Origin of the sequence: Acinetobacter sp. (genome assembly GCF_039596015.1) — a bacterium.
Lineage (GTDB): Bacteria > Pseudomonadota > Gammaproteobacteria > Pseudomonadales > Moraxellaceae > Acinetobacter.
In genome coordinates this window covers 148,706-162,511 of the sequence record NZ_JBCNKN010000004.1, presented here as the reverse complement: position 1 = coordinate 162,511, position 13,806 = coordinate 148,706, and the positions used below count along the sequence as shown (strand labels likewise).

The following is a 13,806-nucleotide window of genomic DNA, read 5'->3' as shown; positions in this document are numbered from 1 at the left end:
AAAACTTAAATCAGTCCTTCTTTTTTCATTGCCACTTGTACCGATGGGCGTTCAGCCACTCGACTGCGTAATGCCAATATATGAGAAAAAGCTGATAAATCGTGATGTGTGAGTTGCGACCAGTTTGTAATGACAAATAAATAGGCATCCGCAGGCCCAAAACTATCCCCTAACAAATAGTCTGTATCCGAATTTTTAAGATGCGCTTCAATAAAACCTAATAACTTATCGATATTCTTATGTGCGTCTTTTCTTTGCTCGCTACTAATGTCTTTTGCAAAAAGCGCTGAATATGCAGTATGTAATTCCGAGTTTAAATACCCCAACCATTCCAGAACTTTCGCCAACCCTAAACCCGAAATTGGAATCAAGTTCTGTGATGGGTCATTTTGTGCAATAAACGGTAAAATGGCAATATTTTCAGTTAAAACCAATTTAGGGTCAATTTCCAAAGCAGGAACATAACCTTTTGGGTTAATCTGATAGTAATCGCTCCCTTTTTCTGTCAGATGTGTTCTGATATCAACTTTTTCCAGTTCATAGTCAGCATTAATTTCATTCAGAAGAATATGTGCAGCTAATGAACATGCACCAGGTGAATAATAAAGTTTCATAGGTTGTCTATTTGTCCTTGTCGTTCCTATAGAAAGTTTTAGAGTAGTTAGGCGGTCGATTCAAGTGCTGTTTATTAAGAATTACAAAAATGGTTATTGAAGGCGATTTTTAAATGACAAAAATGATGGCATTAGAAATATTTATGGCTTTTTCTCAAAAGATTTGACTTAGATAACTCAACACTTACAATAACGTCTTTGTAATACAAACTGAATGACTCCAACGTTATGACCAACGATATTATCGAAGAAACCCAAATTGTTGATCTGGACAATTTACATGAACACCGTGAAATTGTGACCTTTATGCGTCGCTCTGCGCCCTTAAATACTTCACAACGGACAGCGTTGGAACAACATCAAGATTTTATTTTAGAATATCCAGTTGGGGATTTACGTCAGCATTTTGCGCATCCTGAACGTCCATTAACTGTCGAAATTGGTTTTGGTATGGGGCGCTCGCTTGTGCTTATGGCTCAGGCGAACCCTGAACGCAACTTTGTTGGTATTGAAGTTCATGTTCCTGGAATTGCCCAATGTGTATATGAAGCAGGTCTGGCAAACTTAGAAAACTTAAAAGTTTTAGATGCCGATGCAATTCAGGTTTTACGTGAAATGCCTGACCAAAGCATCGACTGTTTACAACTTTATTTCCCAGACCCTTGGCAAAAGAAACGCCACTTCAAACGTCGTTTTGTAACGCATGAGCGTATGGCACTGGTCGAACAAAAGCTAAAACTTGGTGGAACTTTCCATTCTGCAACAGATTGGGAACCGTATGCAGAATGGATGCTGGATGTACTCGACAACCGAGAGAATCTAGAAAATTTAGCTGGTAAAGGAAATAGCTACCCTCGTCCTGAATGGCGTCCTCTGACTAAATTTGAAAATCGTGGCATAGAATCTGGCCATAAAATCAATGATTTTATCTTCAAGAAAATCAAATAATTGATCATAAGATTGCTAGAGTCAGTGCTCTAGCAATCTCCAAGCAATGCCCCACATCAACACCCCAATCCCCAAATTCAAATAGCACCATGTCTGTGCTTTTTGAACCCAAGGCAATAAGAACCTTGCACCATACCCCAGTGAAAAAAAGAACATCCACGAAGATAAAATCACGCCTATAGCAAATAGAGCTTTTTGCTGAAACTGAATGGATATTGACCCAATTAAAAACAATGTGTCTAAATAAACATGTGGATTTAGCCATGTAAATGCTAAGCAAATCATCATAGTGCGAAATAATGATTGCGTCTGCTCCGAGCCTAATGCCAATTTATCCTTATTTTGAATCGCTGCAATAAAATGTAATACGCCATAACAAAAAAGGAAAATGACCCCGACATATCTCGCAACCACAACAATTTGAGGAAAATCCGAAACGACTTTTGCCATTCCAGAAACACCCGCGGCAATCAGCAATGAATCAGACAAAGCACAAATGAAACATACCCAAAAAATATGTTGCTGTTTTAACCCTTGCTTTAACACAAAAACATTTTGCGCTCCAATTGCAATAATGAGTGAAAACCCTGTACTTAACCCATAAGCAAAAGCCTGCATAATCTTCTCTATCAAAATAAAATCACTTTTCTTGGAGGTATTATCTGTTTTCTTATTTTTAATTCAGTAAAATTTAAAATATCTTATGGAAACTAAATTATTTTTAGGAAATGCTAGACCATAAACAATCAGATGCTTTTTTAGCAGTCATCGAAACAGGTTCTTTTGAACATGCAGGACTTAAACTTTGTGTGACGCCTTCGGCCATTTCACTTCGGGTTCAAGCATTAGAAAAAGAACTAGGGCAATTACTTTTAATTCGTGGGCGACCTTGCACCCCTACACAGGCAGGTCTTCAGGTTCTAGAATATCTACAACATTGCCAACGGCTTGAACAAAATTTACTCCACCACCTAAAAGGTAAAACCGAACAGCAATTTTTTAAAGTGATTCTTGCCACCAACGCAGACTCTTTAGCAACATGGCTTTTACCACTACTACAACCTGTTATTATTCGTGAAAATATTACGCTAGATATTAAACTAGATGACCAGTCTCGTACCTATAGCTTATTGGAAACTGGCGCTGCAAATGCCTGTATTTCGATAGAAAGTAAACCCATGAAAGGATGTGAAAGCCAGTTACTCGGTATTGTTCGATATAAAATGGTTGCCACACCACAGTTTTATAAAAAATGGTTTAAATCAGGTGTGACACGTCAAGCACTCCGCGCAGCACCTGCTATTATTTTTAATGATCACGATCAAATGCATATCAATATTTTATACAAATTATTTGGTCTGGCAAAAGGCACATACCCCTGTCATTTTATTCCTTCTTCTGAATCATTTACGCATGCTATCCAACTAGGATTAGGTTATGGCATGGTACCCGAATTCCAACTTAAAACCGCATTAGAACGCAATGAATTAATTGAAATTCTCCCTGAAGCACTGACCGAGATGGAGCTTTACTGGCACCACTGGAAACGCCAGTCTGCTCCACTGGCTAAATTGACGGAACATCTTATTCAATATGCTCCCACAGTCTTAAAATAAAGCTTTCAAATTAAGACTGATCAATAAATTAGTCATACCTAAGTTTTTAAACGGTTATTTTTAGGCATGTTTCTCTATGCCCTGACTCATTTGCTGATAAACATCCAGTAAATCTGGTAAATTTTGCTGTTCGAGTAACTGTTGATGTAACGCCAAAATATTTTGGTCATGACGTTTCGCAGGTCCTGTTTGAACCTCTCTTGGCGTAAATTGAGTCGCTTTATTTGCCGTTTCCAAAATCAATGGATGAAGCAGTGAAAAATCAATCTCGGCCTGTTCTGTAATCTGATTCGCCATGTCATAACAATAATTACTAAAATTACAGGCAAATACTGCTGCCAAATGTAGATTTAAGCGTTGCGTTGATGAATAATGATAAATCTTTTTACTTAGGCTATTTGCTAGTGAATGAATATGTGACAAGCCTTGTGTTGTATTTCCCTCAATAAGCAACGGAACATCTGCCCACACCACTTCTTTTTCAAAACTAAAGGTTTGTAACGGATATAACACACCACTATTGGCATGGTGTTCGGTTAATACTTTTAAATCTGTACTACCCGACGTATGCACAACACACACATCTTTAAATGAATCTGGCAATATTTTGATGATGGATGCAATCGCTTGGTCATTGACTGCAATAATCAATACATCTATTTCAGGATCCAACCTTTGAAGTTGATCAATGGCAACAGCATTGACCTTGTGTGCAAGTTGCTGTGCATGATGAGGACTATATATCTGAAAAATCTCATGCCCAACTTTTTTGAAAGCACACGCCAGATGGGTTGCCACACGACCAGAACCAATAAAGCTTATTTTCATTTCTAGGTATTTCCATAAATCCAAACTGAAGCGATAAAAAAAGCGCCTCATTGGCGCTCTCTTTATGTACAAAAATTATTTTGCTTCTGGTGCTGGGCTGTACTGTTCGATTAAAGGTTGTAATTCACCTTTTTGGAACATATCAAGCATGATATCACTACCACCAATTAACTCACCATTCACCCAAAGTTGTGGGAATGTAGGCCAGTTTGCAATTTTCGGTAATGTCGCACGAATATCTTGGTTTTCCAAAATATTCACATAAGCAAATGGACGGCCGATTTGACTGAGCGCTTCAACTGCACGTGCAGAAAATCCACATTGTGGAAATTGTGGTGTACCTTTCATATAAAGGAGTACTGCGTGTTTAGCGATTTGATCACGAATTAATGCTTCAGTATCTCGTGCTTGTTCAGTCATAGATATAAGTCCTCAACGATTATCCGCCTATTATACCTAAATCTTTTCAATATGGTGCGAACTGCTGTAATTTTTCTATTTTTCTTTAATTATTCCTTTCCATCTGGTCAAGATTTTGTTTATATAAAAAGCTTTTGTTCTAACTAGATTCATAAGAGATTGCAATGAACCAATTTACCCTTGCGCCTGTCGAAACTGATCAACCTTCTCATATTATGGCAACTTATGGTCGCCAACCGATCAGCTTCGTCCGAGGACAAGGTTCTTATTTATACACCGAAGATGGCACAGCATATTTAGATGCACTCACGGGCATTGCCGTTTGTGGTTTGGGCCACTCACATCCTGTACTGGCTCAAGCGATTGCTGAACAAGCACAAACCCTCATCCACACCAGTAATTTATTTGAAATTTCATGGCAGACTGCCGCAGCACAAAAACTGGCTGAAGTTTCAGGCATGGAAGAAATTTTCTTTTCAAATAGTGGCGCTGAATCAAACGAAGGGGCGATCAAGATTGCACGTAAATATGGTCATCAACAAGGCATAAATTTCCCTAAAATTATTGTTGCAGAACATTCTTTCCATGGTCGTACTCTAGCTACCCTTTCAGCAACAGGAAACAAAAAAGTTCAGGATGGTTTTGCACCTTTAGTTGAAGGTTTCTTGCGTGTTCCTTTTGGTGATGTAGATGCAATTGAAGAATTGGCACTCATTCACCCTGATATTGTTGCGATTTTAGTTGAACCTATCCAAGGTGAAGGAGGTGTCAACACTGCACCTCAGGGCTTTAAATATCTTGAGCAAATCCGTGAAATCTGTAACAAGCATTCTTGGTTAATGATGCTAGATGAAGTTCAAACTGGAAACGGACGTACTGGTAAATATTTTGCATATCAACACACCGACGCTGTACCAGATGTGCTGACCACTGCCAAAGGTTTAGGAAATGGCTTCCCTATTGGTGCTGTCATGACACAAGGTCGTGCTGTGGGCGTATTACAAGCGGGAAATCATGGTTCAACTTACGGTGGTACACCACTGGGTTCACGCATTGTCTATACAGTCATTGACCAAATCCAGAAAGAAAACCTTGTTGAAAATGCAGCACGAATTGGCAACTATATTGTTGATCAACTCCGCGCACAGCTTGAAGGTGAAAATGTCGCTGTACGTGGTTTTGGTATGATTATCGGGATTGAATTACCAAAACCGTGTGGTGAACTCGTTCACCTTGCACGTGACCAAAAACAATTAATTATTAATGTGACTGCTGGCAATGTGGTACGTTTACTGCCAGCATTGAATCTAACTCAGAAACAGGCAGATGATTTAGTTACACGCCTCGTACCATTAATCAAAAACTTTCTACACGCTTAATCTATCTTGATTAAATGCAATAAAGCCAATCATTTGATTGGCTTTATTTTTGGTTCATATATAAATTATTTTAACTTGCTTCCTTCAAAGCCTTACGTCCTGAAACACGTTCAAAGTAAGCTTTTAATACATCCAAACAGCGTTGAATACGAATTGAATGAGGGTCGCTAACAACAGCGTACAACGTATATTGTGGCAACTTCCAATCTGGAAGCACGACACTCAATTGACCGCTAAACAACTCTCGCTGTACATCTAGAGACAACATTTGTGACAAACCTAATCCATTCAAACACAATGACTTAACCACTGAAATATGGTTTTGAACTTGTCGTTTGGGCATTTCAATATAGGTTTTTTCATCCGAAATCATATGTCTTAAAAATAAAGGCTGAGTACAAAATACAAATGCATCTGGATAAAGCATATGTGACTGTAAATCAGTCGGATTTAAAATATGATGTTGTTGTAGATAGGCTGGCGAAGCGACCAACAATTGCTCTATATCCGCTAATGCAATTTCTCCATCCTGAGGCATCTCATTTTGTAGACGGATTTTTAGACCAATATCAGTGGCTGGATGAAAAGATGGATCGTGCCCATCAACTTCAAATTGAATCTTGAGACTTTGATGAGTTTCCATCCAGTGTGAAAGTGCTGGAATAACATGATGAGCGATAAGATCAGCATTTGCCGCAATTCTTAGATCTCCAACGAGATCATCACGTAGTTCATTAATACTTTTTTTACCACGTTCGGCAGCTTCAAGCATTTCTTTACAACTTAAGAAAAATACCTGACCCGCCTCTGTTAGACTAATTTTCCGTGTCGACCGATACAGTAAGGTTGCTGCTATTTCCTGCTCTAACGAGCGGATTTGTTGACTTACAGCACTTGTTGTTATCCCTAATTCTCTAGCAGCACCACTAAAAGAGTTCTGTCTGACAACACAAGCAAATATTCCCATTGCTCGAAGCTGATCTAACATAACCTTCCCTCGGTATAAAAACATATAATGTAGCCATCATATAGGTTAATACTTAAGGGAAGTATTCAACTTTTGAATTAGATGCACCAATTAAGGGCGTGGAAGAACCAACATCGGATCGATAGGTTTACCATCGGCACGAATTTGGAATTCAAGCATGACCCGATTTACATTCCCTGTTGAACCCATTTCGGCAATTTTTTGACCCGCTGTTACACTCGTACCACTTCGTACCAATAGCTTACTGTTATAAGCATAGGCACTAATGTAGCCATTACGATGCTTGATTAAAATCAAGTTACCATATTCTTTTAACCCATTGTCTGCATATACAACCTGACCATCGGCTGCTGCAAAGACTGGATCACCTTGTTGACCTGCAAAACGAACACCTTTGATATTATTGGCAAGATTAAAGCCTTCAATCATTGCACCATTTGCAGGTTTAACCCATCTTAATGCGGTAGATGGATTTGTGATCCTTGGTGCTGGTGTATTGGAAATCGCACTTGGTGGCGCGGACATCGTATTTCTACTTGGTAACGGAATATGCTGACTTTGCATCGATGGTACATTTTGCATCGGCTGCGTTACAGCGGTGGATGTTGCGGCAGCACCTTTTAACCGCAGTGACTGATGAACATAAATCACATAAGGTGGTGATATGCCATTCATCTGTGCAAGCGTTAAATAATTCAGACCATAACGGTTCGCAATACCACTTAGCGTATCTCCGCTACGAACCGTATAGTAATTCGGTGCTTTCATCGGATGCGTCGTATTGACCTGAGGTTTTGAAGCACATCCTGTCAAGGCGACAAACGCCAATGCTACAGCAGATAACAACAGTGGTTTTAACATCGGAACTCTTTCTTCTTTATTCAAAAAATGCGATTGCGACAATGCCATCCAACATCCTCTCCCTAATAAAATCAAACTTTTGAATCTAGGTCGCTAAGGTTAACAAAATTTTTATTGAACAGCCTGAATTTACGGTCTTTGTCACAAAGTCGCTACACAGGACAACACTTTTCTAACTTTCAGTGCTGATCTGTTGATCTAATTGCTGCAAAATATCGTAATTCGTCGCATCCATTTGAATTGGCGTAATACTCACAAAACCATGATTCACGGCATAAAAGTCCGACTGTAACCCCTGCTGCATTTTTTTAGGTTCTGCAACAGCCTCACCCGACAAACCGATCCAGAAAACCTGATGCCCACGTGGATCCACATGACTTGAAATAGGTTTTGACTGACTGCGTTGACCTTGGTATGTCACCATTGCCCCTTGCAACGTTTTTACATCTGGAATATTAATATTCAGAATATGACGTTCTGGAATACGTGGCAGACCTTGTGCAATAAAGTCATGTACCCATTGCGCGGCAACCTGATAGTCTTGAGGAGATTGATATTGGCGGACATCACTTCCTGCCAGTGAAACCGCAATAGATGGGTAACGCATTAAACGTCCTTCAAATGCAGCTCCCACTGTACCCGAGTACAGCACATCGTCCCCCAAATTTGCACCACTGTTAATTCCACTAACAACCAGATCAAATTCAATATCAAATAAACCATTTAATGATAAATATACGCAATCTGCTGGCGTACCATTCACTGACCATACATCAGGCATAATTTGTACTGGGCGTAATGGTCGATCTAGAGTTAATGCACTTGAAAAACCACTTCGTTCTGCTTCGGGTGCAACAACAATTACTCGACCAAGTGGTTTTAATGCCCGTGCTAGAGCCTGTATTCCCGGTGCAAAAACACCATCATCGTTCGCAATTAATATATTCACAAAAATAACTCTTTTAAATCATTTAGGTAGCTTCATCTGTTTTAATATAACCATGAACTTACGCTGAGCCACTATTACAAATTTGTTAATCCTGAAATCATTTTTTCTAACTTTGTTAAAAGAATACATCTTCATAACAGTTTCCTACTGTTATTCTAGAAAAAACAAGGTAATCTTTCGTAATAATTTTATTTTTATTTAGTTTTATCCGTATGAATCGATTGATTACAAAATTTATGCTTGGCTTATGTAGTGCTTCTATTCTATGTGTTTCGATGGCACAAGCAAAACCCAAAGATGTCGAACCTGCAAATACTGATTCGGAAAATATCGAAGTTACACCAGATCACACTTCTGTTACCTCTGAAGAACTCGCTGCTATTTATGTACTTTCAAAATTATGCAAAAGTTATGGCTTCAAAGATCAGCAATATAAAGATGGATATGCTGCATTAGTCAAAGAAAATTTACCTGACGAACAAGATCCTGTCAGCGCCTTAGAACATCGTGCAAAGCAAAAAGAGTTCAAAAAATATATTACTGAAGCTGAACAGGATGCAAAAAAAGCAGGCGATGCACAAAATAAAGAAATTTGTCAGGAAATTTCTACTCTCAGCAACACTAAAACCTCGTAACTTCGTTACAATACTCATGAGCGTTAGGCTAACAGCTCTATGGCAGTTAGCCTTGCTTTATCCTACAATGCTAGCCCTATAGCCTCTTATAACGATTGGAAATACCACGAATGAGCCGAAAAAGCACCTTTGCTGCCCTATTGCTTCTACCTTCCTTTTCTTATGCAGCAACTGTCCTATCTTCGCCACCAGATTTAAATAACAAATCCTATGCTTTAATGGACTATGACACGGGCCAAATTCTTGCGGCAAAAAATGAGAACGACAAATTAGCCCCTGCTTCAATGACCAAAATGATGACCAGCTACATCATTGAGCAAAAACTATTAAAAGGACAACTCACCGAAGGTGAAAAAGTCCGTATGAATGAATCTGCTTGGTGTCGTGGCAGTAGTACAGAATCGTGTATGTACGTTCCTTTAAATGGCACGGCAACCGTATTAGAAATGCTTCGTGGTATCATTATCCAGTCAGGAAATGACGCATCTAAAGCCATGGCTGAACATATTGCAGGCAATGAAGGCACGTTTGCTTACATGATGAACCAAGAAGCAAAACGTCTGGGTATGAACAATACGCATTTTATGAATGCAACAGGTTTACCAGCAGACGGCCATTATTCATCTGCAAAAGATATGGCAATTTTGGCACAGCATATTATCCATGACAGTGCCAAATATTATCCAATTTACTCTGAAAAATCGTTCTCATTTAACGGCATTAAACAAGGCAACCGTAACCCACTTTTATACACCGACCCAAGTGTTGATGGTTTAAAAACAGGTCATACCAATGAAGCTGGCTACTGTTTAACTGCGTCAAGTAAACGTGGTCCAATGCGCTTGATTACGGTTATCTTTGGTACACCAAGTGTCAATGAACGTGCAAATCAGACGCGTGCATTATTGGCTTGGGGATATGCCAACTATGAAACAGTCAAAGTACAACCGTCAAATCAAACATTAAAAAATGTACGTGTTTGGTTTGGTAAAGACAACGAAGTTCCAGCAGGTTTAGCTGAAGATTTTAATGTGACAATGCCAAAAGGTCAGGCAAGTAACATTAAAACTCAATTCCAAGTTTCACCTGAAGTCAATGCACCTCTACAAAAAGGTCAGGTCATTGGTAAAATGGTCGCAACTTTAGATGGTAAAGTTATTGCAGAAAAACCTGTTGTTGCCTTAAAAGCAGTTGATGAAGCAGGATTCTTCTCACGCATGGTTGACTACGTGAAACAGTTCTTTAGTAAATTATTCTAAGATTAAAGTCTGTTCATTCGGCATTCATACCATTGCGTATGAATGCCTTTTATTTGTTCTCATAAAAATCTATTGATCCTTTATTTATGGTCATGTAAATATATATTTTAAGATAGTACAAACATAAAAGATGAGATTTAATCATCAATACAAATTTCATCCCATCGTTGTAATATACCTTTCTTCTCCCTTTTTATTCTGACCCTCATTATGTCGAACAACATCCGCCCTTATTTAGAACACCATCCTAAAATTGATTCAAGTTGCTATATCGATGACATGTCCGTTGTCATTGGGGATGTAACACTCGCTAAAAATGTCTCTGTTTGGCCTTTTGCCGTGATTCGTGGTGATGTTAATTCGATTCAAATCGGTCAAAACAGTAATATCCAAGATCATTGCATGTTACATGTTAGCCATAAAAATCCATCCAAACCCAATGGTTCCCCACTGGTCATCGGTGAAGATGTAACCATTGGTCATCATGTGACTTTGCATGGTTGTACGATTGGCAATCGAGTTTTGATTGGAATTAACACGGTTGTATTAGATGATGTGATTATTGAAAATGACGTGATGATTGGCGCAGGAAGTCTTGTTCCTCCACGAAAAGTTTTAAAAAGTGGCTATCTTTATGTGGGCAGCCCAGTACAACAAATTCGGTCCTTAACCGAAAAAGAAATGGCCTTTTTACCTTATTCCGCACATCATTACGTCAAAGTAAAAGATCATTATAAAAGCAGTTAAAAGAGATTCTACCGTCATAACTCAAAAAGATGGTTTTCTCACCACAAAGATGCGCCGAAACAGCACCATACTGTAAAGATCACCCATAGCCAAAAACCTGTAAATTTTGTAGAATACGTTTTTTAATGCCTTTGGTGCTTTTTTATGACGGCTTGGACAGCACATGTTACTGTTGCGACTGTTGTTGAAAAAAATGGTAAGTTTCTGTTTGTTGAAGAATATTCGGAAGGAATTAGTCATTCGGTGTTTAATCAACCCGCAGGTCATGTAGAAGCAGGTGAAACATTAGTTGATGCCGCCATTCGTGAAACCAAAGAAGAAACAGGTCACGATGTCGAAATCGACCATCTTTTAGGGGTTTACACTTATACCCCTCCTATGTTTCCAGATCGCACCTACTTTCGCTTCTGTTTTTTGGCACATGTCATTAAAGAACATCCAGATGCCAAGTTAGATACTGGTATTATCCAAACGGTATGGATGAGTTTTGATGAATTACAAAATTCAGCACGCGCCCGAAGCCCTCTGGTCATTAAAGCTTTAGAAGATACGATAAAGGGGCAAAAATTCCCATTATCCCTGATCTACGAACATCCTTTTTATCCTAAACCTATTTCCCAATTGGACGCTTAATCCTATGCAACAACGTGTCATCGTCGGTATGTCTGGTGGTGTGGATTCTTCTGTTTCCGCAGCACTCCTTCTTCAACAAGGTTATCAGGTTGAAGGTCTTTTCATGAAGAACTGGGAAGAAGATGACGGTACAGAATATTGCACAGCTTTGACCGATCTGGCAGATGCTCAGGCCGTAGCAGATAAGCTTGGGATTAAATTACATACAGCCAATTTTGCAATGGAATATTGGGATCGTGTTTTTGAACATTTCCTTGCCGAATATGCCGCAGGTCGTACACCAAACCCTGATATTTTATGTAATAAAGAAATCAAGTTCCGTGCTTTTCTAGATCATGCGCTTACATTAGGTGCAGACTTTATTGCAACAGGACACTACACCCGTCGTGGTCAGACGCAAAAAAATTCAAAGGGTGATGAATATGCACCTTTGTTACGTGGTTTTGACCAAAATAAAGATCAAAGTTACTTTTTACATGCCGTACACGGGCGTGAGATCAACAGAACATTGTTCCCTGTCGGTGAAATCGAGAAACCAGAAGTCCGCCGTATTGCGGCTGAGCTAGATCTTGCGACAGCCAAGAAAAAAGATTCGACGGGTATTTGTTTTATTGGTGAACGTCGTTTTAACGATTTCTTAAAACAATACCTACCTGCTCAACCGGGTAAAATTGTGCTCGACGATGGAAAAGTGGTCGGCGAACATCATGGTCTAATGTACTATACGCTAGGTCAGCGTGGTGGAATTGGTCTTGGCGGCATGCGTAATGCTGAAGAAGGCGCATGGTTTGTTTTACATAAAGATATTGAAGGCAACCGTCTTGTTGTCGGACAAGGGCATGAACATCCTCTTATGCTCAGCACACAACTCTGGAGTGAGACGATTGATTGGGTTGCAGGTGAACAGGACATTCCAGCGCAAGGTCTGCGTTGTACTGCCAAAACCCGCTATCGCCAACCAGATCAGGCATGTACAATTTTCCGTGACGATAGCACTGAAAATGGCGTTCGTGTTGAGTTTGATGAAGCTCAACGTGCAGTAACACCAGGACAAAGTGTTGTATTTTACATTGATGATAACTGTTTAGGTGGTGGTGTGATTCATCATACCAATGCACCTAAACCTGCTTTTTTGTAGGAATAATCAGGCATGGTTGACCTTCCCTTTCAACAGCCTCAACTTCTGACTGTGCGACAAAATCGCGTATTGGCGTTAGCTGGGGTCTTTCAGGCTGCCCAGCTCACCCATATGACAGCCATGAAAGGCTTAAACAGTATTGGCGAAAGTGGTAACTTCTATTTTGAACATCTCATTAAGGCCAGTCTGAATATTCGACCTGTTCAAAATAATGCCTGTAATACCCTCGATTTTTTTCATCAACTCACTGATTTATCGCTTGGTTTAAAAACATTAGAACAAAACATTACCCAACCTTTTAGCCCCTTACCTAAAAGTAAAATTCCCAAGCTTGCTGCAACAAAACTTCCGATGAGTTATGCGATTGCACTGCTTCATTTAGAAAAGAAAGTTTATCGTAATCCTGAATTTGTTAAACTCATTGAACAATCCCAACAAAAAATTCTAAAACAGCTTTCTTTTTTCGATCAGAATTATTTACATCCGAGTATTTTGGCTAATCTGGCTCAAACATACGTCGATACAGCAGGCCAAATTAATCCACGTATTTTGGTTCGTGGAAATGCTGAGGCCTTTAAAGATTCTCAACATACCAATCGCATTCGTGCCTCATTATTTACAGGTCTGCAAATGGCACACCTATGGCGGCAGATGCATGGAAATTCTTTCCAGCTTATTTTTGGTAAACGTAAACTTCTGCAAGATGTTCAGGCACTCGCTCGCCTGCAATATCAAGTCAGTGGATTGTAAATCGGTTTTGTTTTAGGTGTTTTGCACCATATTGAAGGAAA

16 protein-coding genes are annotated in these 13,806 nt (G+C 39.4%); 9 read left to right on the top strand and 7 right to left on the bottom strand.

Features of this window, described 5'->3' with window-relative positions; all coding sequences use genetic code 11:
• Window positions 1-5 precede the first annotated feature (5 nt).
• The gene (locus ABDV70_RS05975) at window positions 6-614 is read right to left on the bottom strand and encodes a glutathione binding-like protein (protein ID WP_343596226.1); all 609 of its coding nucleotides are present in this window, start codon (window positions 612-614) and stop codon (window positions 6-8) included.
• Between the two features lie 228 nt (window positions 615-842).
• On the opposite strand from ABDV70_RS05975, the gene trmB reads away from it, so the two are divergent.
• Complete coding sequence (gene trmB, locus ABDV70_RS05970; RefSeq protein WP_343596224.1) at window positions 843-1,562, top strand: tRNA (guanosine(46)-N7)-methyltransferase TrmB; 720 nt, start codon at window positions 843-845, stop codon at window positions 1,560-1,562.
• Window positions 1,563-1,583: 21 nt separating this feature from the next.
• On the opposite strand, the gene ABDV70_RS05965 is transcribed toward trmB, so the two are convergent.
• Window positions 1,584-2,180, bottom strand: coding sequence for a LysE/ArgO family amino acid transporter (locus ABDV70_RS05965; RefSeq protein ID WP_343596222.1), 597 nt, complete (start codon window positions 2,178-2,180; stop codon window positions 1,584-1,586).
• A gap of 110 nt (window positions 2,181-2,290) precedes the next feature.
• Between ABDV70_RS05965 and ABDV70_RS05960 the strand changes: the two genes are divergently transcribed.
• Window positions 2,291-3,178, top strand: coding sequence for a LysR family transcriptional regulator ArgP (locus ABDV70_RS05960; protein ID WP_343596220.1), 888 nt, complete (start codon window positions 2,291-2,293; stop codon window positions 3,176-3,178).
• Window positions 3,179-3,238: 60 nt separating this feature from the next.
• Here the strand turns inward: ABDV70_RS05960 and ABDV70_RS05955 are convergent, their stop codons facing one another.
• Window positions 3,239-4,006 (bottom strand): Rossmann-like and DUF2520 domain-containing protein, encoded by a 768-nt coding sequence (locus ABDV70_RS05955; RefSeq protein WP_343596218.1) that lies wholly within the window; start codon window positions 4,004-4,006, stop codon window positions 3,239-3,241.
• A 75-nt stretch (window positions 4,007-4,081) separates the two neighbouring features.
• Window positions 4,082-4,426: a Grx4 family monothiol glutaredoxin gene (grxD, locus tag ABDV70_RS05950; protein ID WP_343596216.1), complete on the bottom strand. Its 345-nt coding sequence runs from the start codon at window positions 4,424-4,426 to the stop codon at window positions 4,082-4,084.
• Between the two features lie 164 nt (window positions 4,427-4,590).
• On the opposite strand from grxD, the gene ABDV70_RS05945 reads away from it, so the two are divergent.
• Window positions 4,591-5,805, top strand: a complete 1,215-nt coding sequence (locus ABDV70_RS05945; RefSeq protein ID WP_343596214.1) for an aspartate aminotransferase family protein — start codon at window positions 4,591-4,593, stop codon at window positions 5,803-5,805.
• Between the two features lie 70 nt (window positions 5,806-5,875).
• Here the strand turns inward: ABDV70_RS05945 and ABDV70_RS05940 are convergent, their stop codons facing one another.
• The 3 genes from ABDV70_RS05940 to surE all read right to left on the bottom strand — a co-directional run bounded on the left by ABDV70_RS05940 (window position 5,876) and on the right by surE (window position 8,603).
• Window positions 5,876-6,793, bottom strand: coding sequence for a LysR family transcriptional regulator (locus tag ABDV70_RS05940; protein ID WP_343596212.1), 918 nt, complete (start codon window positions 6,791-6,793; stop codon window positions 5,876-5,878).
• 90 nt (window positions 6,794-6,883) lie between these two features.
• The gene (locus tag ABDV70_RS05935; RefSeq protein ID WP_343596210.1) at window positions 6,884-7,702 is read right to left on the bottom strand and encodes a peptidoglycan DD-metalloendopeptidase family protein; all 819 of its coding nucleotides are present in this window, start codon (window positions 7,700-7,702) and stop codon (window positions 6,884-6,886) included.
• A gap of 124 nt (window positions 7,703-7,826) precedes the next feature.
• The gene (gene surE, locus ABDV70_RS05930) at window positions 7,827-8,603 is read right to left on the bottom strand and encodes a 5'/3'-nucleotidase SurE (RefSeq protein WP_343596208.1); all 777 of its coding nucleotides are present in this window, start codon (window positions 8,601-8,603) and stop codon (window positions 7,827-7,829) included.
• 212 nt (window positions 8,604-8,815) lie between these two features.
• Here surE and ABDV70_RS05925 point away from each other — a divergent pair, with 212 nt between their 5' ends.
• The 6 genes from ABDV70_RS05925 (at window position 8,816) to hflD (ending at window position 13,765) form a co-directional block, all read left to right on the top strand.
• Window positions 8,816-9,238: a hypothetical protein gene (locus tag ABDV70_RS05925; RefSeq protein ID WP_343596206.1), complete on the top strand. Its 423-nt coding sequence runs from the start codon at window positions 8,816-8,818 to the stop codon at window positions 9,236-9,238.
• A 110-nt stretch (window positions 9,239-9,348) separates the two neighbouring features.
• Window positions 9,349-10,497: a D-alanyl-D-alanine carboxypeptidase PBP5/6 gene (gene dacC / locus ABDV70_RS05920; protein ID WP_343596204.1), complete on the top strand. Its 1,149-nt coding sequence runs from the start codon at window positions 9,349-9,351 to the stop codon at window positions 10,495-10,497.
• Between the two features lie 210 nt (window positions 10,498-10,707).
• Entirely contained in the window at window positions 10,708-11,244 is a 537-nt protein-coding gene (locus ABDV70_RS05915) for a gamma carbonic anhydrase family protein (protein WP_343596202.1), read from the top strand.
• Between the two features lie 144 nt (window positions 11,245-11,388).
• The gene (locus tag ABDV70_RS05910) at window positions 11,389-11,877 is read left to right on the top strand and encodes an NUDIX hydrolase (protein ID WP_343596200.1); all 489 of its coding nucleotides are present in this window, start codon (window positions 11,389-11,391) and stop codon (window positions 11,875-11,877) included.
• A gap of 4 nt (window positions 11,878-11,881) precedes the next feature.
• Window positions 11,882-13,015, top strand: a complete 1,134-nt coding sequence (gene mnmA, locus ABDV70_RS05905) for a tRNA 2-thiouridine(34) synthase MnmA (protein ID WP_343596198.1) — start codon at window positions 11,882-11,884, stop codon at window positions 13,013-13,015.
• Window positions 13,016-13,027: 12 nt separating this feature from the next.
• Entirely contained in the window at window positions 13,028-13,765 is a 738-nt protein-coding gene (hflD, locus tag ABDV70_RS05900; protein WP_343596196.1) for a high frequency lysogenization protein HflD, read from the top strand.
• Window positions 13,766-13,806 lie beyond the last annotated feature (41 nt).